The organism is Niallia sp. Marseille-Q9988 (assembly GCF_976954375.1).
Genome location: NZ_CDRJSZ010000002.1, coordinates 295,771 through 316,742 on the forward strand (window position 1 = coordinate 295,771; position 20,972 = coordinate 316,742).

Below are 20,972 nucleotides of genomic sequence, written 5' to 3' on the forward strand. Positions count from 1 at the left end.
TTTATAATTTCCAATATGTTAAAGTATTTGGAAAATAAGAGGTGATTGAAATGGTTAAACGTACGCACAGCATCAACCTTTCACAATTACATCATCATAAAAAGTAGTCTTGCTATTTCGATTTAAAAATCGTACATAGGAAGACTATTTCTCATGAAACCGCATTTGATTAAGTTTTAACTACTTAAATCAAGGGCGGTTTTTTATTTTAAACAGGGGGCATGAAAAAATGAAGAAGATGATTTACCAAAATGTTAAAGGAACAATGGATTATTTACCGAGAGAGGAAGAAATCAGAAGAAATATTCGGAGAACAATGGAAGATGTATTTATTCAGTATGGCTGCAAACCGCTTGAGACACCTATCTTAAATTACCAAGAATTGCTTGCTTCTAAATACGCAGGTGGAGCGGAAATTTTAGAAGAAATGTACACTCTTTCTGATCGTGGCAAAAGGGAGCTGGCGTTGCGCTATGATTTAACTATTCCCTTTGCGAAAGTGGTAGCGACGAATCCAACGCTAAAAATGCCTTTTAAACGCTATGAGATTGGCAAAGTATTTCGAGATGGTCCGATAAAGACGGGGAGATATCGAGAGTTTACACAATGTGATGTCGATATTGTAGGTGTTCCATCGCAAATGGCAGAAGCAGAGCTTATGATGATGGCTTTGAATATTTTTGATAAATTAAAGATGGAAGTAACGATTCAATACAATAATCGAAAATTATTAGTTGGGTTTCTTCGTCAATTGAATATTGCGGATCAATTGATAAATCGGGTGATTTTGATAGTAGATAAAATAGAAAAAATTAGTAAAGAAAAAATAAAGGAAGAACTAAGAGATGCTGGATTAGAACAAACAGTAATAGAGGAGATTGATGCTTTTTTACAAAAGGATTTAATCGGCATAATAGAGTACTATCAACAGCTGGCAGAAAAAGAAGAGAGCATTAGAAAGGGGCTGGAAGAATGGAATGAATTACAATCGTATATAAAGAAGTTGGGGCTGGAGCAATATTGCGTATTCAATCCGTTTCTTGCGAGAGGTCTTGAAATTTATACTGGAACAATCTATGAAATTTTCTTAACTGATAAGAGAATAAAGTCGAGCATAGGTAGCGGCGGAAGATATGACAATGCGATAGGCGGATTAATTGGCTCAAAGCAAACCTATGCAACAGTGGGTATTTCCTTTGGGTTGGATGTTATATTATCTGCTCTTTTATTAGATAAAATAGATTTTGATGATGCAAAGCTGGATTACTATATTATTCCGATTGGTCGACCGCTGGAAGCTTTTTTAGTTGCGAAAACACTTCGTGACAAAGGCTTTAAAGTAGAGCTCGAGTTAGGAAAGAAAAAACTGGTGAAAGCTTTAGATAAAGCAAATAAAGAAGGTGTCAAAAAGGTGATTATACTAGGAGACGAGGAAGTGGCAGGCAATATGTATAAAGTGAGAGATATGAAAACAGGAGAAGAATGGATAGTGAATTTCGAATATTAATCATTAGACGAGGCAGTAGATGGGAGACATTTACTGCTTTTATTTATGTGAGAGTTGATTCAAAGGATATTAGCAAGTTAAAAAAATAGTCTCTAAGCCCGAATGGAAGGAAAAACGAGCAGGAAGGTAACAGAGAATCCGTCTCTGATCCCGAGCGGAAGAAAAAAGGAGCGCGGAGGTAACAAACCCGTCTCTAAGCTCGAATGGAAGAAAAAAGAAGCGCGAAGGTAACAGAGTGGTCAAAACAAAGCCCATTTTTCATAAAAAAGAAGGTAATAGAAAAAACACGTTCCTATTCGTTTTCAAATCAATCAAAACCCCCTTCTCTACTACAGCTAAAAGCATTTTCCAAAGAAACGTCTTCAACAGACTATTTCCAAAACAAAAGAAGCATACTACAAAAGAAAAAATTAAGATTAAAGTTTATTCGTTGTAATGTTACTTAAATGATGATAACATATAGTTATGTAACATTATTAGGAGGCGAACGGATGGAATATGTCGATCCTATAAAAGAAATTGAAAGTATTAATGCAATTAAAGAAGTATTGCGTAAACAATCACAAAGAGATTTGTTGCTTTTTGTGTTAGGTATAAATACTGGGATAAGAGTAAGCGATTTACTTGCATTGAAGGTTCAGGATGTAAAAGATGAATCTGGAATGAAAGAGTTTTTGTATCTTCATGATGCTGACGAAGTAAAGGCATATTATTTAAACGGTAAGGTGCATACGGAGTTAGAGAAATATATGGAGGAACGCGAATTTAAAGAGGATGAGTTTTTATTTAAGTCACAGAAAAATAATCAACCAATTACTCGCCAGCAAGCTTATCGGATTATTAATAAGGCGGCGAGGCTAGTTGGAATTCCCGGGAAAATTGGAACCCATACGTTGAGAAAAACTTTTGGCTATCATGCATATCGAAAAGGGATTGCGATTTCCTTATTGATGAATGTATATAATCATACATCGAGGGCAGAAACGTTAAAGTATATTGGGATTGATAAGCAAGAAAAGCGTTTAGTAAAAGTGGATGTCAATCTTTAAAAAAACCTCCACCAAACTAGGTGGAGATTAGTCAAACTTATAAATAGTCATCATCATTACTAGCATCTGTATCAATATCAACATTAGTTAATTCGTTAATGATGTCCTCATGGACTTGAACTTGCAATGTATCTTTATCTTTCATAAATTTAAAAACACCATTATTGAAATCAGTGCCTTGTTCTTTAAAGAAAATTCCCTCATACATTACATGTTTTGTATGATTGAAAATTAGGCGATAGCCATTTCCCTCTTTTACTAAATATGCACGTACACCTTTTTCATATTGGCCTTCTGGGTTTTTCAAAAAGCGTGCAACAGAAATAATATGAAGATCAACAAAAGGGATTTCACGCAATAAGGAATTAATAATGGAGCCTTTAGCAATTTGTTCCCAACGGCTTTGTGCAGTTTGACCAAGAACAATTTGTGTGATTTTCTTCTCTCTAGCTACTTCTGCAATCACTTTAGAGATTGGTCTCGATTCCTTATCTTTAATGATAAACGCGTCGGCACTATGACGTTCAGCTAATTCTTTCCATCTAGCAATATAATTTGATTTTTCTGCATCCAACTCATCAAATGGTTTCGGATCAACCGTAAGGATATAAAGTGGACAATCAAGCATATTCGCTATTTTACAGCCTCTTTGTATAAGGCGTTCACCGTTAGGTCCGTAATAAACGCATACTAGAATACTTTCATCCATGCGTTCTTTTCCATTTACCATAATTTTTTTCACCTCAATAGATGTGAATGATTTACACCACTAATAATAAACTATGTATGACTATAACGTATGCTACTTTATGAGTCAATGCATTTCTTAAATTATCCAAATGACAATTATTATCCGTTTCTAGTACTAATAGTAAGGTTAGACATAGTTTCCATTATAAATACGGTTTAGCTAAAGAAAACCCAAAATATAAAACTTGCAAAAAAGGAGGAGGATACAACAAATGACATGGTTACATTTTATGATATTGCTACCATTTATGTTTGCACTAATTGTACCTTTTATATATAAAAGGCTAACGCCTCGGATTCATACAGGTTGGTTCGTCTTGTTTGTTCCATTCACCATTTTTCTTTTCCTATTGATGTATATCCCTAAAATAGCGAAAGGAGAGGTATTTACTTCTACAGTCAACTGGATACCTGCTTATAATATTAACTTTACTACGTATTTGGATGGACTAAGCTTAGTATTTGGTTTATTGATTGCTGGAATAGGAGCTTTGGTGATTCTGTACTCTATATTCTATTTATCAAAACACCGGGAAGCTTTGCATAACTTCTATGTCTATTTATTGTTATTTATGGGGGCGATGCTTGGACTAGTAGTATCTGATAATTATTTTGTTTTATATGTATTTTGGGAAATTACTAGTGTATCCTCCTTTTTACTAATAGCTTATTGGTATGAAAGAGATCGCTCAAGATATGGTGCCCAAAAAGCAATGTTGATTACTGTCTTTGGCGGGCTAGCTATGTTAGCAGGACTGATCATGCTCTCTATTATGGCAGATACGACAAGTATTAGAGAGACCTTAGCGAATGTCCATCTAATCCAAAATCACGGTTTATTTATACCAGCCATGATTCTTCTTTTGCTTGGCGCTTTTACAAAATCGGCGCAATTTCCGTTTAGCATCTGGCTGCCTGATGCTATGGAAGCACCTACGCCCATTAGTGCGTATTTACACTCTGCCACGATGGTAAAGGCAGGAATTTATCTAGTTGCTCGTTTGACACCGATTTTTGGCGGCACAGCAGAGTGGTTTTGGTTTGTTGTAGGAATTGGTTTATTCACTTTATTATATGGATCCTTTAATGCAGTGAAACAGACAGACTTAAAGGCATTATTAGCCTATTCAACGATTAGTCAATTGGGACTGATTATGAGTTTACTGGGTATAGGTTCTGCTGCATTATATAAGGATTTAGGAGTAGAAGAAGCGGGATTATATGCAACAGCTATTTTTGCAGCTATTTTTCATTTAGTAAACCATTCCACCTTTAAGGGTTCTTTATTTATGGTTGTAGGGATTATTGACCATGAGACTGGTACTCGAGATCTTCGGAGACTTGGTGGATTAATTCACTTAATGCCCGTATCCTTTACGCTTACTGTAATTGGTGGCTTTTCAATGGCGGGTCTTCCTCCATTCAATGGCTTCTTAAGTAAAGAGATGTTCTTTACTGCTGTAGTGAATGCCTCCCATATGGAAATATTTAATCTTCCATATCTGGGTATGATTATTCCCATTATTGCGTGGATTGCAAGTGTCTTTACCTTTATCTATTGCATGATCTTGGTATTCAAAACATTTAAAGGAAAAAACAAAGCGCCAAAATTAGATAAAGCGATTCATGAAGCACCAATTGGTTTATTAGTCTCGCCGATTATTTTAGGGGCATTAGTTATTCTGTTCTTCTTTATCCCTAATGTTGTTTCCAAGTATTTATTAAAGCCAGCTTTTGCATCGGTTTTACCATCTCTTGCGCATACGATGGAATCCAAAAAGATCAGTGCCTTCCATGGATTCAACACAGAACTTTGGATGACGATTGGGGTTGTGGCTGTTGGAATTATCTTATATTTACTATTAAAAAAATGGTATAAGATTTATCGCCTTTATCCACAAGCTATCACCTTAAGCAATTTATATAATCTTAGTTTGGAATATATGGAGAAGCTGGCAAAATCAATAACGGATTTTTATATGACAGGATTCCTTCGTGATTATTTAGTCTATATATTTGGATTCCTTATTGTCATAATCGGGGGATCTCTCGTGTTGTTTAATGGGGTCACGTTCGATATGTCTCAGGACTCACGAATTAGTTTTTTTGATATTGGCATAGTTATTGCAATGATTATAAGCTCGGTTACCGTTCTTTTCTCTAAATCAAGGATTACATCCATTGTAGCAGTTGGTGCCCTAGGATTTCTTGTCTCGTTTTTCTTTGTACTTTTTAGAGCTCCTGATTTGGCACTCACACAATTAGTAGTTGAGACAGTGACAACCGTTTTATTCTTACTGTGCTTCTATCATTTGCCGCAATTAAAGAAGGAAATTAGTAGGATTCGTTTCAAAGCGGTCAATGCCATTATTTCAATAGGAGTAGGCGCAGTTGTTACAATTGTTGCTCTTTCAGCTAATGGTACCCATCTATTTGACTCTATTTCGAGCTACTATGAAGATTCCTATAAATTGGCAGGAGCAAAGAATATTGTTAATGCTATCTTAGTTGATTTCCGAGGGATAGATACAATGTTAGAGATCCTTGTCCTTACAGTTGCTGGTCTAGGAGTGTATACATTAATAAAAGTTAGGCTTGTAGGAGGGGATAAGAATGAAGAAACCAAATGATATTATCATTCGAAGTGTCACAAAGGTTGCCGTCGTTATTATCCTTACCTTTGCCATAAATCTATTTGTATCTGGACATCACTTTCCAGGTGGGGGATTTATTGGCGGACTTACCTTTGCTGCCGCGATTATTTTGCTTTTTCTCTCTTTTGATATTGAGACTGTTCGAAAAAATATTCCTGTTGATTTTAAAGTGTTAGCAGGGGTAGGTGTATTAATTGCTGTTTTAACAGGTGTTGGTGGAATGGTATTTGGGGAAGCTTTCTTGACTCAAGCATTTGGATATTTTGACTTGCCTGTTTTCGGAAAAACAGAGTTAGCGACAGCTGTCATTTTTGATATTGGCGTTGCTCTAGCCGTTATCGGTACAGCGATAACCATTATTATGACAATTGGGGATGATCGCTGATGGAGACATTAATGTCTATTCTAGTGGGAGTATTATTCTCCATTGGAATTTATCTTATTTTAACAAAGACATTATTACGAATAATTTTAGGAACATCTATACTTGGTCACGGTGTAAACTTGCTTATTATTACAATGGGGGGATTGAAAAAAGGTGGTCCTCCCCTTTTAGGAATAACCGATCACACTTTTGCTGATTCGTTGCCGCAAGCATTGCTGCTTACAGCTATTGTTATAAACTTTGCAACGACTGCTTTGTTTTTAGTCCTAAGCTATCGAGCATTTAAAGTGCTTGGCACCGATGATACAGATTTATTGAGGGGTAATGAGGATGAATAATATTGTAATATTGCCGATCATCCTTCCTATCGTTTTTGCGATGATTATGGTGATTTTTAGAGACAAAGTTACGCTTCATCGAATATTAAGTCTAATAGCAATTATTTCTGTTTTTATTGTAACGATTATTTTAATCTTTCAAATTAAAGCAGAAGGAATACAGTCCATTCAGTTAGGGGGATGGGAGGCGCCGTTTGGCGTAAGCATGGTTGCAGATATGTTTGCAGCGCTTCTTGTTTTAGTTACTAGTATTATTGGATTTTGTTGTTTATTATACGCATTTCATTCAATTGGTGAGCAAAGAGAAAAATATTATTTTTATCCCTTATTTTTGGTCTTAATAACAGGGGTTAACGGATCTTTTTTCACGGGTGACATTTTCAATCTATTTGTCTGTTTTGAAGTAATGCTTGTTGCTTCATATGTATTAATTTCATTAGGAGGAACAAGAGTTCAGTTAAGGGAATCAATCAAATATATTTTAATAAACATTATCTCATCTTTTCTATTTCTAGTGGCAATTGCTTATTTATATGCGATTACAGGAACGCTAAATTATGCACATTTGTCGGTTCGAATTGCCGAAGTTGGTCAAGATGGATTAATGACAACCGTAGCGATATTATTTTTAATTGTGTTTAGTTTAAAGGCGGGGCTATTTTTATTCTTCTGGCTTCCAGGCTCTTATAGTGCACCACCGACGGCTATATCCGCTATTTTTGCTGCCCTTTTAACAAAGGTTGGAATGTATGCAATTATCAGAGTATTTACCTTGATTTTTTATCATGAAGTACAAATAACACATTTATTAATTGGCATCCTTGCAGGTATTACGATGACACTTGGGGCAATCGGAGCAGTTGCCTATAGAGATATTTATAAGGTAATGACCTATAATGTGGTCATTGGTGTCGGCTTTATTTTAGCAGGAGTCGCTACTTATACAACGGTAGGGATGACTGGTTCTATCTATTATTTCATTCATGATATGGTGATTAAAGCACTTATTTTCCTATTAGGAGGCACCATAATCCATCTAACAGGAACAAGTAAATTAGATGAGATGAACGGATTGATTCGCTTGCATCCTCAGTTAGGTTGGATGTTCTTTATTGCAGCATTGTCTTTATCAGGGATACCTCCTTTAAGTGGCTTTCTAGGTAAAATATTTATAACAGAGGGGACATTTACTGCAGGATACTATTGGCTAGGCGCATTCGGACTGATTAGTAGTTTATTTGTTCTTTACTCTATTATGAAAGTATTTATGTCGGTGTTTTGGGGATATACGGATTTAACACTTGAAGAAGAAAAAGGGACAACAAAAGGATTAATGCTGCCAATTTCTGTGCTTACTTTCTTGACGATTGCTTTAGGCATTGGGACAGAAGGAATACATGAATATGTAGATATGGCAGTGGAAGGGTTAATGAATCCTCTTTATTATATAGAGGCTGTTTTGGGAAATGGAAAATAAAAGGAGTAATTAAATGGATGGAAAGAGGTGATTAATATGCCTATGCAAATATTAATTAACTTGTTAATAGGTGTCATTTGGATGTTTTTGCAAGACACCTGGAATGTATTGACCTTCTTTACTGGTTATTTATTTGGAATTCTCGTTCTCTTTATCTTGCGCCGCTATATGTCAACTAACTTTTATTTAGAGACATTTTTTGCAGTCATTAAGTTGTTCGTTGTGTTTATTGAACAGCTGTTTACATCGAGTGTAGTCGTCATTCGACAAATAATAAAACCTAGGATTAATATTTCCCCAGGAATATTTTCCTTAGAGACGGAATTAGAGGGGGAATTAGAGGTTTCCTTGTTAGCCTTATTAATGAATTTAACCCCGGGATCAGTTGTTGTGGAGGTCACTTCTGATAATAATAAGTTTTTTATCCATGCAATGGATATACCCGCTCAAAAAGAATCCATCTTTCGTTCGAAGGAAAAATTTGAAAAGGCTATTAAGAGGGTGACTCGTTATGATTGATAATCTATTGGTTGGATCCTTAATTTTACTTGTTCTATCTATATTTGCAACGGTTTTTCGGCTGGTCAAAGGTCCATCTGCTCCAGATAGAATTCAGGCGCTTGATTGTTTGGGGATTAATTTAATTGCCGGAGTAGCTATCTTTTCTGTGTTGCTTCGAAATACAGGTTTTTTTGAAGTAATTTTATTAATAGGGATTCTATCATTTATTGGAACCATTGCCTTTGCACGATATATTGAAAGAGGTGTAGTCATTGAGCGAAAACAATCCGATTGAGCTTATAGCAGTTCTACTTATATTTTTTGGCGCTATCTTCTGTTTTCTTAGCTCATTAGGACTAATAAGACTTCCAGATGTTTATACGAGATCACATGCTGCATCCAAAGGCTCTACAATGGGAGTACTTTTTACTCTTGTTGGAACGTTTGTCTTTTTTATCATAGAGGGAACTTTTAGTATTCGTTTATTTCTAGGAATTTTCTTTGTTTTCCTAACCTCACCTGTCGCATCCCATGTAGTCGTGCGTTCTGCCTATCGTTCTAAAGTAAAGCTCGCAGATGTAACAGTACAAGATGATTTAAAGGCTGAAATGGAAGAAGAAGGAATCGAAACAATAGAAGTTCAGCACAAGTAGGCTGGTTTCATAGATTGATTTTTTTGGATAGGAAAATTAATATTGGAACGATTGAGGCTGTGGATTCATTAAAAAAATTACGTTACATCTTCATGAAGAGAGAAAGTTATTTATTTCTAATTGACGAAATTTCGCGATTTCTATATAGTTAAAAACGAAATACCCGTACTGAGACGGGAGAGGTTCATAGCGAATACCCTCTATAAAAAACTATGGATACATGCAATCAACGCCATGTCCATAAAAAGGATATGGCTTTTTTGTTTTATTCAGCTAGTTTCTGCGTAAGGTAAAATACCTCTCTTTTATGCAGTGTTGGGAAACACCAAACAAGGAGGAGCTCAAATGTCTGGAAGAAAGAAAGAAGAAGGATTAACAGATTTAACTTTGTTAGGAAATCAAAATACTCAATATAAAAGTGATTATGCACCAGAGGTGTTAGAATCGGTAGATAATCTCCACTCTGATAGAGATTATTTTGTAAAATTTAATTGTCCAGAGTTTACTAGCCTTTGTCCAATAACTGGACAGCCTGACTTTGCCACAATGTATATTTCCTATATCCCAAATAAGAAAATAGTAGAAAGCAAATCTCTTAAATTATATTTATTTAGCTTTCGCGATCACGGTGATTTTCATGAAGATTGTGTGAATATTATCATGAATGATTTAATCAAACTATTAGATCCTCGATATATCGAGGTTTGGGGGAAATTCACTCCACGTGGCGGAATATCAATTGATCCATGGTGCAATTATGGAAAATCGGGCACTAAATTTGAAGAGATGGCAGCCCATCGATTAATGAACCATGATATGTATCCAGAAAAAGTAGATAATCGATAATAAAAAACCAGTTAACAACTCGCAATTTTGTGGTTGTTGACTGGCTTTTTAAAGTCATATTTTCCTTTGTGGATTAAGGCAAGATATTCCCAGCAGCGCGATAAATACTGTACCATTCTTCTCGTGTTAAATGAACATCACTTGCTTTACAGCAATCGATTAAACGATCCACATTCATTGTTCCAATAACCGGCTGCATGTTAGCAGGATGGCGCAATAACCACGCAATCGCAATAGTTGTATTGCTGACTTGATACTTTTCAGCAATTTCATTTATTTGTTGATTTAATTCAGGAAATTTTTCATTTCCAAGGAATACCCCTTCAAAAAAACCATATTGGAATGGAGACCAAGGCTGGATTGTAATATCATGCAAGCGACAGAAGTCTAAAATACTGCCATCACGATTAATTGCAGAGTCATTCTCCATATTTACATTGATTCCATTAGAAATCATATTGGCATTTGTAATACTTAGTTGCAATTGGTTAGCCACAAGAGGCTGTTTCACATATTTTTGCAATAGTTGTATTTGCATCGGATTTTGGTTAGAAACGCCAAAATGACGAACCTTTCCAGATTGCTCAAGAATTTGGAATGCTTCTGCAACTTCCTCAGGTTCAACTAAAGCATCGGGACGATGAAGCAGAAGGGTATCTAAGTATTCTGTTTTTAGCCTACTTAATATTCCATCAACGGAGTTTAAGATATGTTCTTTTGAAAAGTCAAACATTCCTTTGCGAATGCCACATTTGGATTGCAAAATAATATTTTCGCGTACACTTGGAGACATATGAATAGCATCTGCAAATATCTCTTCACAAGTACCGCTACCATAAATGTCTGCGTGATCAAAGAAGTTAGCACCTTGTTCTAAAGCAGTTTGTACAAATTGCTCTGCTTCCTTTTTTTCTAATGAGTTAATACGCATGCAGCCAACCGCTACTACAGGCACTTCTAAATTACTGCTACCTAGTTTGATTATTCTCACGTTTCTCAGTCCCTTCTATTAATAGAAAACGCTTTAATAATTGTGCAAGATTAAAATTTCTAATACAGTAGACCATTTTTATTTTGCCATAGAAAGGAGATGAACACCAACCTTTAGACTTATGAAATCGAAAAATACTCCTTTTCTAGCAAAAAAAATAGAAAAGGAGTGCACTCCCATTTCGAGATGGAAGAAGCACTCCATTTCTTTTCCTATTATTTTGAATTTTAATCCTCCATTGTAGAAAGATCGCCAGTAGGGAGTCCGAGTTCCCAAGCCTTTAAAACACGTCTCATTATTTTTCCGCTACGGGTTTTAGGAAGCTTTTCGCAAAATTCAATTTCTCTTGGAGCGGCATGAGCGGCCAAGCCTGTTTTTACAAATATACGTATTTCTTCTTTTAATTCATCTGTTTCTTTATAGCCGTCAACTAGTGCAATAAAGGCTTTAATAATTTCACCTCGAATAGGATCTGGCTTTCCAATTACACCTGCTTCTGCTACTGCCGGAAATTCAATTAGTTTGCTTTCCACTTCAAATGGACCAACTCTTTCTCCAGCCGTCATAATAACATCATCCACCCGTCCCTGAAACCAGAAGTAACCTTCTTCATCCATATAAGCGGAATCACCAGAAACATACCATTCATCATGTTGAAAATAACTATTGAACTTCTCCTGATTATTCCAAATTGTATGCATCATTGATGGCCAACCTTTTTTAATGGCTAAATTCCCCATCTGATTTGGCGGCAAAATATTTCCGTTATCGTCCAGAATAACAGCTTCTATCCCTGGAAGAGGTTTCCCCATTGAGCCTAACTTGATATCCATACAAGGTAGATTACATATCAGCTGTGCACCAGTTTCAGTCATCCACCAAGTATCATGAATGCGATGTCCAAATACTTCGTGACCCCACCGGATTACTTCCGGATTTAGCGGTTCACCTACGCTTAGAATATGACGCAAGGAGGAGAGGGTGTATTTTTCGGTAACCGTATCCCCAGCTGCCATTAGCATCCGGAATGAGGTAGGTGCACTGTACCAAACGGTCACTCCAAATGTTTCAATCGTTTTATACCAAATATCAGGACTAAAGCGCCCACCTGCAACCACATTTGTTGAGCCAGTTAGCCAAGGACCAAAAATGCCGTAGGAGGTACCTGTTACCCAACCAGGGTCAGCTGTGCACCAGTAGACATCATCTTCTTGTAAATCTAAGACCCACTTTGCTGTCTGGTAGTGCTGGATCATCGCATTGTGGACATGAAGCACACCTTTTGGTTTTCCAGTGGAACCAGAGGTATAGTGAAGGATTAATCCATCTTTACGATCAACCCATTCTATGTCTAATTCAATAGAAGCAGAGCGAAAATATTGAAGGAAATCTTTTGTTTTATCATCCTCTTGTACATCTTCCCCAACAATAAAAATTGTTTCTAAAGCTGGTAATTCTGTATGTGGAATCCTATTTACAAGCTCAGGTGTAGTAATGATAACTTTTGCCTCACTATCATGGAGACGGTCCTTTACGGCATCCTCCATAAATGCTTCAAACAGTGGACCAACGATGGCTCCTAATTTTATCGCTCCAATTAAAGCGAAATATAATTCAGGGGAACGAGGCATAAAAATAAACACTCGATCGCCTTTTTTTACGTTTCCTACTTTTTTTAAAACATTTCCAGCTTTATTTGATAATTTCTTTAAGTCTTTGAATGTGTATGTCTCTTTTCTTGATGGATGAAAATAGTGGAGGGCTACTTTGTTGGCACGGTAATTCTCAGCATGACGGTCAATTGCTTCATAAGCTAAGTTAACTTTTCCAGTCTGATGCCAAGAAAATTCCTTTTCTGCTTGGTCCCATTTGAAATGTTGGTACAAGTCCTCATAGTTCTCAAGGTTATGCTTGCCTTTAACAGGTGGAAACGCTTTCAATTCCATTCATACATCCCCCTCATTTCAATTTTTTAACAACACTATTATAATGGGAAAACACTATATATACAATTTTAATGTTGTAATTGAATAAATATTCCTACATTTAAAAAATGGATAGGGGTATAAGTTAAAACTTTTCTATATAAAGGAATAAAGCGGCTGGGAAATAAGCATTTCTACCAAAATTAAACAAGAACTATAATGTAATTAATTTACAAAAAAATTCGTGTTTGTTTTTTAGAAAAAGGTTTAAAAACGAAGTGTAATGGAGCGGAAGACGCTCGACTCCTGCGGGAAATAGAGACGCTTTAGAACCCGCAGCGCATGCGAGGAGGGCACTGAAAAAGTATAGTTTCTCCAAATTAAATAAGTATTTATTTATTTGAAAGCGAATATAAAGTTGGTTTGGAGAGGCGACAGCTCGACTCCTATGGGAGTTGCGAGAAAGTCCGAGACCCTGCAGGAACGCAGTGACGAAGCGGCTCGGCGCTCGCCCCATGGAAAGCGAGCTGTCGCCTCGGGAAACAAATGAAATACCCGAATTTAAAAGTCGGCCACCAACAATTATGATTATATTGCAGTTTTTCAGTGCCCTAGCATGCGAGGAGGCTCAGCTTCCTCCCCGGCGCATCGTGCGTCTGTAGCGCAATGGAACGACTGAATTTTTACACTTAACTATATTAAAAAACATAGATAACCATCAAGAGAAAGTAGCTTTATTTAAGAGCTAAATTAAAGATTGTTCGTCTTTAAAGACTAGTTATTTAGTTTTGTTCCAGCCTCTTTAATGGGAAAGTCTTCATTAAAAAGGACTATAAAAACAGTAGTATTAAATATAGTGAATGAAAAGCAAAATGAATAGATAAATCAAAAGAAGTAGTACTTGAAATTTAATTGTAGCGTAAAACCTTTTGTTAAACTTTTGAGATGGAAGTGGTTTTTCCTTCCATTCATCCAAGTAGTCATCATTTTTAAGAATCACGTGATGGAATCTTCGGAAGCTGAACGTTACTCCGTCAAAAAAGCCTCCTTTTGCAATATATTGAAATAGAAATACAACGATATAAGAGAAAGTAAGATAAAAGACAGTATTAATATAAGAAACAAAAGTATATTCAGAAGAAAAAATAAAAAAAAGAATTCCCGTCATAAAGATATTTATTAGAAATAGAGACCATTTTTTATTAAGCATGTTTATTCACCTTTACTAAGTATGTTTGCAACACGAATAATCGTATTTTAACCTAACTTTTATAGAATGTACATTTCCGGAAGCCATATGACTATAAAATATTGAGCATATATACTATTAAATAGTCAAAAAGAGTGTCACCTTCTTTTTCATATAGTTGAAAGATAGTTGAATTAATCTAGGAGGAATCGGATTATTATTTACAATATTAAGGAAGAAAAGAACTAATAATGTAAATATATCCTATTATGAAATTCTACAATAATAATACTGTCTTCTAATTTCAGGGAGAAAAGTATATTGGGATATGGATATTTTTAACAATTAATCGTTCTTTTGCCATATCTTTCTCTATATTTTTAATATAAATTTTTAGAATTTTAATACAAAAGTAAGCGCTGTCTTTGTTGTTCTAATGCAAAAGCACTCTAGCGCACTATAGCAATATTTGAAATTATCTCTATATTTAGTCTTTACAACTCTACTAGAATAATAGTATACTCACTTTAGCTTCTTTTTTAGATGTAATTTACAGAATAATATAACAATGGGGGGTCTTTTTTAATGAAGCGAAAATTAACTTGGCTGCTTTCACTTACATTGATACTGAGTGTATTTTTAGCAGCATGTTCTGGCGGCGATGATAACGCGTCTGAAGGTACTGATGGTTCATCAGAAGAAAATGTTGAACAAGTATTAAACTTAATTAACGGAGATGCGATTCCTTCTATGGATCCATCAATGGCAACAGATCAATATGGTTTCCAATTCTTAGGTGCTACAATGGAAGGTCTTAATCGTTTAGGTGAAGGCGGAGAAGTTACACCAGGTATTGCTGAAAGCCATGAAGTATCTGAAGATGGCTTAACTTGGACGTTCAAGTTACGTGAAGATGCAAAATGGGAAAACGGAGATCCTGTAACTGCTAACGATTTCGTTTATGCTTGGCAACGTGCTGTAAATCCTGATACAGGTTCTGAGTACGGTCCATATATGATGGGTGGCGTAATTAAAAACGCTGCAGAAATTAGCCAAGGTGATATGCCAGTTGAAGACTTGGGAGTTAAAGCAGACGGCGATTATACTTTAGTTGTTGAACTTGCTAACCCAACACCTTATTTTGAATCTTTAACAACTTTTGGTACATTCTTACCATTGAACCAAAAATTCGTTGAAGAAAAAGGCGAGGCTTTCGCTACTAGCTCTGAAAATCTATTAGCTAATGGTCCTTTCAAATTAGAAAACTGGGAAAGTACATCTCAAAAGTGGAATCTTGCTAAAAACGATACTTACTGGGATGCAGATACAGTTAAGTTAGAAACGATTAATTATGTAGTAGTAAAAGAAGCTCAAACAGCGGTTGACCTTTATGAAAAAGGAGAAGTAGACCGTACTGGTTTATCTTCAGACTTAGTTGACCAATATTCTTCTGATGAAGATTATACAGTTAAAGCAGGAAACTCTGTATTCTATTTGAAAATAAATCAAACAAGAAACGAAGCGCTTGCTAATAAAAATATTCGCGCAGCTATCAGCCGTGCGTTTGATAAACAGGCTTTAGTAGATACAATTTTAAATAATGGTTCTTTAGCTGCTAATGGTCTAGTTCCAGCAGACTTTACTCCAATGCCTGACGGTAGTGGTGATTTCCGCGAAGTTAGTGGAGATCTTGTAACATATGATACTGCTGCTGCGAAAGAATTCTGGGAAAAAGGTTTAGAAGAATTAGGAACTGATTCAGTAGAAATCGAATTCCTAGGCGGAGATACAGATGTATCTAAAACAATGAACGAATATCTTGCTAACCAATTACAAACAAATCTACCAGGATTAAAAGTAACTCTAAAACAAGTACCATTTGAACAACGTTTAGATTTAGATACTAATCAAGACTACGATCTTCAATTAGCTGGTTGGGGTCCTGACTACCTTGATCCATACACTTTCTTAAGCTTATGGATTACAGATGGCGGAAATAACAAAATGGGTTACTCAAATGCAGAGTACGATAAATTGTTAGAAGAAACAACAACTACTCTTGCTACAGATAACGAAGCTCGTTACCAAAACTTCTTAGAGGCTGAAAAGATTCTATTTGAAGATGCGGCAATCGCTCCTGTATATCAAAGTGCTGGCGCATTCCTATCATCTCCAAAAATTCATGGCTTAATTGAAAATCCATTTGGACCAGATTATGAATACAAATGGGTATCTATTGGAGCTGAAGAGTAATTTCGCTTTTTTGAAAAATTCGATGCTATGAAATAAGAGGGAGTGTATGCTTTTATAGCATATACTCTCTTGTATTTTTGAGTAGGAAAATTCTGATTATAGCAAAAATAAATTATTATGCTATAATAAACAAAGAAAATTAGGAGGTGCACAGATGGCTCGATACTTACTTCGACGTTTATGGTATATGTTAATAACACTGTTCATTATCGCAACAGTCTCCTTTTTCCTGATGAAGTTCCTTCCAGGAAGTCCGCTGAAGGCTGACGATAAATTAAGTGAAGAACAAAAAACAATTATATTGGAAAAATATGGTTTGAACGATCCGATTCCTGTTCAATATGTACGTTATTTAGGAAACCTAGTGCAGGGGGATTTAGGGGTTTCGTTTGCATTTGATAATACGCCGGTTACAGATATTCTAACGTCTAAAATTGGCCCTTCTGCGCTTTTAGGTGGACAGGCTTTAGTGCTGGGAACTGTTGTTGGAATTCTACTGGGCTTAATAGCATCTATTTATAGGAATGGTCCAATCGATTTTACATCCACCATTATAGCGGTACTCGGGACATCAGTTCCATCGTTCGTATTTGCAGGACTATTACAATATTTCTTGGCGGTGAAATGGGACTTACTACCTGTTGCGCTTTGGGATGGGTTTGAATATACGATTCTACCAACTATTGCACTAGCAATCTCACCACTAGCTGTAGCTGCAAGGTTCACTAGAACTGAAATGATCGAGGTTCTGCATTCACATTATATAACGACAGCTCGTGCAAAAGGAGTTAGTGAAGCAGGAATTATTTTCAAGCATGGATTACGTAATGCATTGATTCCTTTAGTTACAGTAATTGGGCCAATGGCGGTTGGCTTAATGACAGGATCCTTAGTAATTGAGCAAATATTTGCTGTTCCTGGAATTGGAGAGCAATTTGTATCATCTGTTAATGTAAATGATTATCCGACAATTATGGGGACAACATTATTGTTTGCCTTTGGGTTTGTAATCATTATATTAATTATTGACCTCCTATATGGATTAATCGATCCTAGAATTAGAATTGCAGGAGGTAATAAATAAAATGGAAAAGAAAAATCTTAATCAAATTGATAAGAATTTATTTAAGCCTCTTAATCAAGAAGAAAATGTTAGTGAAAAAATAACGGCACCAAGTAGAACCTTTGGGCAGGATGCAAGAAGAACGCTAATGAAAAACAAGCCTGCTATAGTTAGCATATTCATAATTTTGTTAATTATTATTATGAGTATAATTGGTCCAAGTATGAATGACTATGGTAACGATGATCAGGAACTTTCTCGAGCAAAGCTTCCGCCTAGGGTGCCATTATTAGAGAATGTTTCTTGGTTGGGTCTAAATGGTACATTATCAGGTCGATATGAAGGCACTGATGTGGAAGATGCAACTACAAAGGCAATGGCTCGTTATAAAAGTACAGATGAGTTTGTTGATATTAAAGTCCTTGAAGAAGGAGACGGTTCAAGAAATTCTGCTGCTGTTAAAGCAACCTTTCATATCTATGAAGCAAAGGAGATGGATGATACCTATTTCTGGTTTGGTACTGATACACTTGGTCGTGACCAATGGACAAGACTTTGGGAAGGTACAAGAGTATCCTTAATCATTGCATTTGTTGCTGCAATTCTTGATTTATTAATTGGGGTAACATACGGTGGTGTCTCTGGCTTCTATGGCGGAAGAGTTGATAACGTATTACAGCGTATTGCAGAAATATTAGTAGGGATTCCAAACCTAGTAATAATTCTTTTAATGATGCTTATTCTCCAGCCTGGTATTGTCTCCATTGTTATTGCATTAGCAATTACAGGATGGATAGGTATGTCCCGTATTGTTCGTGGAGAAGTATTAAAGCTAACAAATCAAGAATTTGTTCTTGCTGCTAGAACGTTAGGAACATCAAATGGTACGATAATTAGAAGACACTTAATTCCGAATATAACTGGTATTATTATTGTTAATACAATGTTCTCCATTCCAGGAGCTATCTTCTTCGAAGCATTCCTAAGCTTTATCGGACTTGGTATTGTCCCACCTAATGCTTCACTAGGTGCTTTAATTCAGCAAGGGTTTGCCAATTTACGATTGTACCCATATTTACTAGTTTTCCCAGCGGCTGTATTATCAGTATTAATGATTGCATTCAATATATTAGGTGATGGTTTGCGTGATGCATTCGATCCAAAAATGCATAAATAGGAGAGTAGGTGTTTATAAATGAGTAAATTATTAGAAGTCAAAGATTTAAGAGTATCATTTAACACCTACAACGGTGAAGTACAAGCTGTTCGCGGTGTTAGCTTTGAGTTAAATAAAGGGGAAACACTAGCAATTGTAGGAGAATCCGGTTCTGGTAAATCCGTTACTTCCAATGCTTTAATGAGACTTCTTCCTGAACCACAAAGTATTATAAAAAGTGGAGAAATTTTATTTGAAGGCGAAGATCTTATTAAAAAATCGAAGAAGGATATGCAAAAAATTCGCGGAAAAGATATCTCTATGGTATTCCAAGATCCAATGTCTTCTTTGAATCCTACAATGAAAATCGGGAATCAAATCATGGAAGGTCTAATCAAGCATCAAAACATGAATAAAGCTGACGCTAAGAAACGTGCGCTTGAGTTGCTTGAATTAGTAGGCATTCCACAGCCAGCAATTCGCATTAATCAATTTCCACATCAATTTTCAGGCGGAATGCGTCAACGTGTGGTTGTAGCAATTGCGCTTGCGTGTAATCCGAAGATTTTAATTGCTGACGAACCAACTACAGCACTTGATGTTACGATTCAGGCTCAAATCCTTGAATTGATGAAGGACATTCAAAAGAAAACGGAGAGTGCGATTATTTTTATTACCCATGACCTTGGTGTAGTAGCAAATGTTGCTGATCGCGTAGCTGTTATGTATGCTGGTAAAATTGTTGAAATTGGTACAGTAGATGATATTTTCTATAATCCAAAGCATCCTTATACTTGGGGATTAATTGGATCAATGCCTACACTTGATAGTAAGGATGAAGAACTATTTGCTATACCTGGAAGCCCACCAAATATGTTAAAGCCTCCAGTAGGAGACGCGTTTGCGCCTAGAAATCAATTTGCACTAGAAATTGACACAGTGATGGAACCACCAATGTTTAAAGTTTCTGATACACATTATGCAGCAACTTGGCTATTACATGAAGATGCACCAAAGATTGAGCCACCAGAAGCGGTTAAACAAAGAATGCTTGGTTTCTCCAAAACAGGTCGCAAGGACGGTGAAAAAAGTTGACTAACGAAAAATTATTAGAAGTAAAGAATTTGCAAAAGCACTTTTCAGCTGGTAGAGATAGAATCATTAAAGCGGTAGACGGTGTATCCTTTGACATTTTTAAGGGAGAAACATTTGGTCTTGTTGGTGAATCTGGTTGTGGAAAGTCTACAACAGGTAGAACCATTATCCGTCTTTATGATGCAACAGGTGGAGAAGTTAAATTTGAAGGCGAAGATGTGCATGGAAAAAAATCAAATGCAGAGCTTCGCAAGTTTAACCGAAAAATGCAAATGATTTTCCAGGATCCTCATTCCTCTCTTAATCCGCGTATGACGGTACTGGATATTATTGCAGAAGGTATTGATAATCATAAGCTTGCAAAAACACCAGAAGAACGTCGTCAGAGAGTAGAAGAATTACTTGAAGTAGTTGGATTGAACAAAGAGCATGCTACACGCTTTCCACATGAATTCAGTGGTGGTCAACGACAAAGAATTGGGATTGCTCGTGCGCTAGCTGTAGAGCCAGATTTCATCATCTGTGACGAGCCAATTTCTGCACTTGATGTTTCTATTCAAGCACAGGTTGTTAACCTATTGAAAAAGTTACAAAAGGAACGTGGATTAACTTATTTATTTATTGCCCATGATCTATCTATGGTTAAATATATAAGTGATCGTATTGGTGTTATGTATATGGGAAATATGGTTGAGTTAGCAGAAGCAGATGAGCTTTATGATAATCCACTTCATCCATATACAAAATCATTATTATCGGCAATTCCGCTTCCAGATCCACGTTATGAGCGTGAACGTACAAGAATCGCTTATGATCCATCCGTACATGACACTAGTGAGCCAGCAGAGTTAAGAGAAATTACTCCAGGTCACTTTGTGCGTTGTACTACGAAAGAGTTAGAGAAGTACAAAAGAGAATTGAGCCTAAAGAAAAAATAAGCATCAAATTTAATCTATTAAAGAAGACCTCCCAAATAATCCTTGCCAAGATGCAAGGATTTTTTCATTTCTCAGGAAATGAATCTGTATTCTTTTTCTTTCCCCTATCATTACATATGTAATCCTAAATGGAGGAAAAATCGTTTTCTAAAAAACGATAAAAACCGACATACCCTTATTTGACTAAACAGTATCTTGTCGT

The 20,972-nt window shown here is 36.1% G+C and carries 19 protein-coding genes and 1 riboswitch; of the genes, 15 read left to right on the plus strand and 4 right to left on the minus strand.

Annotated elements, in window-relative coordinates:
* Positions 1 to 229: 229 nt before the first annotated feature.
* Positions 230 to 1,507, plus strand: a complete 1,278-nt coding sequence (locus tag ACWNMZ_RS03950) for a histidine--tRNA ligase (protein ID WP_235250953.1) — start codon at positions 230 to 232, stop codon at positions 1,505 to 1,507.
* Positions 1,508 to 1,998: 491 nt separating this feature from the next.
* The gene (locus ACWNMZ_RS03955) at positions 1,999 to 2,556 is read left to right on the plus strand and encodes a tyrosine-type recombinase/integrase (protein ID WP_031539282.1); all 558 of its coding nucleotides are present in this window, start codon (positions 1,999 to 2,001) and stop codon (positions 2,554 to 2,556) included.
* 37 nt (positions 2,557 to 2,593) lie between these two features.
* Here ACWNMZ_RS03955 and ACWNMZ_RS03960 read toward each other — a convergent pair whose 3' ends face one another.
* Positions 2,594 to 3,286 (minus strand): universal stress protein, encoded by a 693-nt coding sequence (locus ACWNMZ_RS03960; protein WP_031539281.1) that lies wholly within the window; start codon positions 3,284 to 3,286, stop codon positions 2,594 to 2,596.
* 232 nt (positions 3,287 to 3,518) lie between these two features.
* Between ACWNMZ_RS03960 and ACWNMZ_RS03965 the strand changes: the two genes are divergently transcribed.
* The 8 genes from ACWNMZ_RS03965 to queF all read left to right on the plus strand — a co-directional run bounded on the left by ACWNMZ_RS03965 (position 3,519) and on the right by queF (position 10,160).
* Entirely contained in the window at positions 3,519 to 5,936 is a 2,418-nt protein-coding gene (locus tag ACWNMZ_RS03965; RefSeq protein ID WP_449598272.1) for a Na+/H+ antiporter subunit A, read from the plus strand.
* On the plus strand, positions 5,920 to 6,345 hold the full coding sequence (locus tag ACWNMZ_RS03970) for a Na(+)/H(+) antiporter subunit B (protein ID WP_031539279.1): 426 nt from the start codon (positions 5,920 to 5,922) through the stop codon (positions 6,343 to 6,345). The genes ACWNMZ_RS03965 and ACWNMZ_RS03970 overlap by 17 nt, the downstream gene beginning before the upstream one ends.
* The gene (locus ACWNMZ_RS03975) at positions 6,345 to 6,683 is read left to right on the plus strand and encodes a Na(+)/H(+) antiporter subunit C (protein ID WP_031539278.1); all 339 of its coding nucleotides are present in this window, start codon (positions 6,345 to 6,347) and stop codon (positions 6,681 to 6,683) included. The genes ACWNMZ_RS03970 and ACWNMZ_RS03975 overlap by 1 nt, the downstream gene beginning before the upstream one ends.
* Complete coding sequence (locus ACWNMZ_RS03980) at positions 6,676 to 8,160, plus strand: Na+/H+ antiporter subunit D (protein WP_031539277.1); 1,485 nt, start codon at positions 6,676 to 6,678, stop codon at positions 8,158 to 8,160. Before ACWNMZ_RS03975 ends, ACWNMZ_RS03980 begins: the two co-directional genes overlap by 8 nt.
* Positions 8,161 to 8,196: 36 nt before the next feature.
* The gene (locus tag ACWNMZ_RS03985) at positions 8,197 to 8,679 is read left to right on the plus strand and encodes a Na+/H+ antiporter subunit E (RefSeq protein WP_031539276.1); all 483 of its coding nucleotides are present in this window, start codon (positions 8,197 to 8,199) and stop codon (positions 8,677 to 8,679) included.
* A complete protein-coding gene (locus ACWNMZ_RS03990; protein WP_031539275.1) occupies positions 8,672 to 8,956 on the plus strand; it encodes a Na(+)/H(+) antiporter subunit F1 in 285 nt (94 codons plus the stop codon). Before ACWNMZ_RS03985 ends, ACWNMZ_RS03990 begins: the two co-directional genes overlap by 8 nt.
* Positions 8,934 to 9,314 (plus strand): monovalent cation/H(+) antiporter subunit G, encoded by a 381-nt coding sequence (gene mnhG / locus ACWNMZ_RS03995; protein ID WP_031539274.1) that lies wholly within the window; start codon positions 8,934 to 8,936, stop codon positions 9,312 to 9,314. The genes ACWNMZ_RS03990 and mnhG overlap by 23 nt, the downstream gene beginning before the upstream one ends.
* A 173-nt stretch (positions 9,315 to 9,487) precedes the next feature.
* A riboswitch (PreQ1 riboswitch) is annotated at positions 9,488 to 9,534 on the plus strand.
* Positions 9,535 to 9,659: 125 nt separating this feature from the next.
* Positions 9,660 to 10,160: a preQ(1) synthase gene (gene queF, locus ACWNMZ_RS04000; protein WP_031539273.1), complete on the plus strand. Its 501-nt coding sequence runs from the start codon at positions 9,660 to 9,662 to the stop codon at positions 10,158 to 10,160.
* Between the two features lie 73 nt (positions 10,161 to 10,233).
* On the opposite strand, the gene ACWNMZ_RS04005 is transcribed toward queF, so the two are convergent.
* The 3 genes from ACWNMZ_RS04005 to ACWNMZ_RS04015 form a co-directional block, all read right to left on the minus strand.
* Complete coding sequence (locus ACWNMZ_RS04005) at positions 10,234 to 11,151, minus strand: aldo/keto reductase (protein WP_349204527.1); 918 nt, start codon at positions 11,149 to 11,151, stop codon at positions 10,234 to 10,236.
* A 227-nt stretch (positions 11,152 to 11,378) separates the two neighbouring features.
* Positions 11,379 to 13,097, minus strand: coding sequence for an acetate--CoA ligase (acsA, locus tag ACWNMZ_RS04010; protein ID WP_349204526.1), 1,719 nt, complete (start codon positions 13,095 to 13,097; stop codon positions 11,379 to 11,381).
* Between the two features lie 826 nt (positions 13,098 to 13,923).
* Complete coding sequence (locus ACWNMZ_RS04015; RefSeq protein ID WP_048716939.1) at positions 13,924 to 14,286, minus strand: DUF3899 domain-containing protein; 363 nt, start codon at positions 14,284 to 14,286, stop codon at positions 13,924 to 13,926.
* Positions 14,287 to 14,850: 564 nt separating this feature from the next.
* On the opposite strand from ACWNMZ_RS04015, the gene ACWNMZ_RS04020 reads away from it, so the two are divergent.
* The 5 genes from ACWNMZ_RS04020 (at position 14,851) to ACWNMZ_RS04040 (ending at position 20,770) form a co-directional block, all read left to right on the plus strand.
* The gene (locus ACWNMZ_RS04020) at positions 14,851 to 16,518 is read left to right on the plus strand and encodes a peptide ABC transporter substrate-binding protein (protein WP_048716943.1); all 1,668 of its coding nucleotides are present in this window, start codon (positions 14,851 to 14,853) and stop codon (positions 16,516 to 16,518) included.
* Between the two features lie 154 nt (positions 16,519 to 16,672).
* Positions 16,673 to 17,602 carry an oligopeptide ABC transporter permease gene (gene opp3b / locus ACWNMZ_RS04025; RefSeq protein WP_031539421.1) on the plus strand — a complete coding sequence of 310 codons (930 nt, stop codon included), beginning with the start codon at positions 16,673 to 16,675 and terminating at the stop codon, positions 17,600 to 17,602.
* 1 nt (position 17,603) lies between these two features.
* Positions 17,604 to 18,758, plus strand: a complete 1,155-nt coding sequence (opp3C, locus tag ACWNMZ_RS04030; protein ID WP_031539420.1) for an oligopeptide ABC transporter permease — start codon at positions 17,604 to 17,606, stop codon at positions 18,756 to 18,758.
* Positions 18,759 to 18,776: 18 nt separating this feature from the next.
* Entirely contained in the window at positions 18,777 to 19,832 is a 1,056-nt protein-coding gene (locus ACWNMZ_RS04035) for an ABC transporter ATP-binding protein (protein ID WP_031539419.1), read from the plus strand.
* Positions 19,829 to 20,770, plus strand: a complete 942-nt coding sequence (locus ACWNMZ_RS04040; RefSeq protein WP_031539418.1) for an ABC transporter ATP-binding protein — start codon at positions 19,829 to 19,831, stop codon at positions 20,768 to 20,770. The genes ACWNMZ_RS04035 and ACWNMZ_RS04040 overlap by 4 nt, the downstream gene beginning before the upstream one ends.
* Positions 20,771 to 20,972 lie beyond the last annotated feature (202 nt).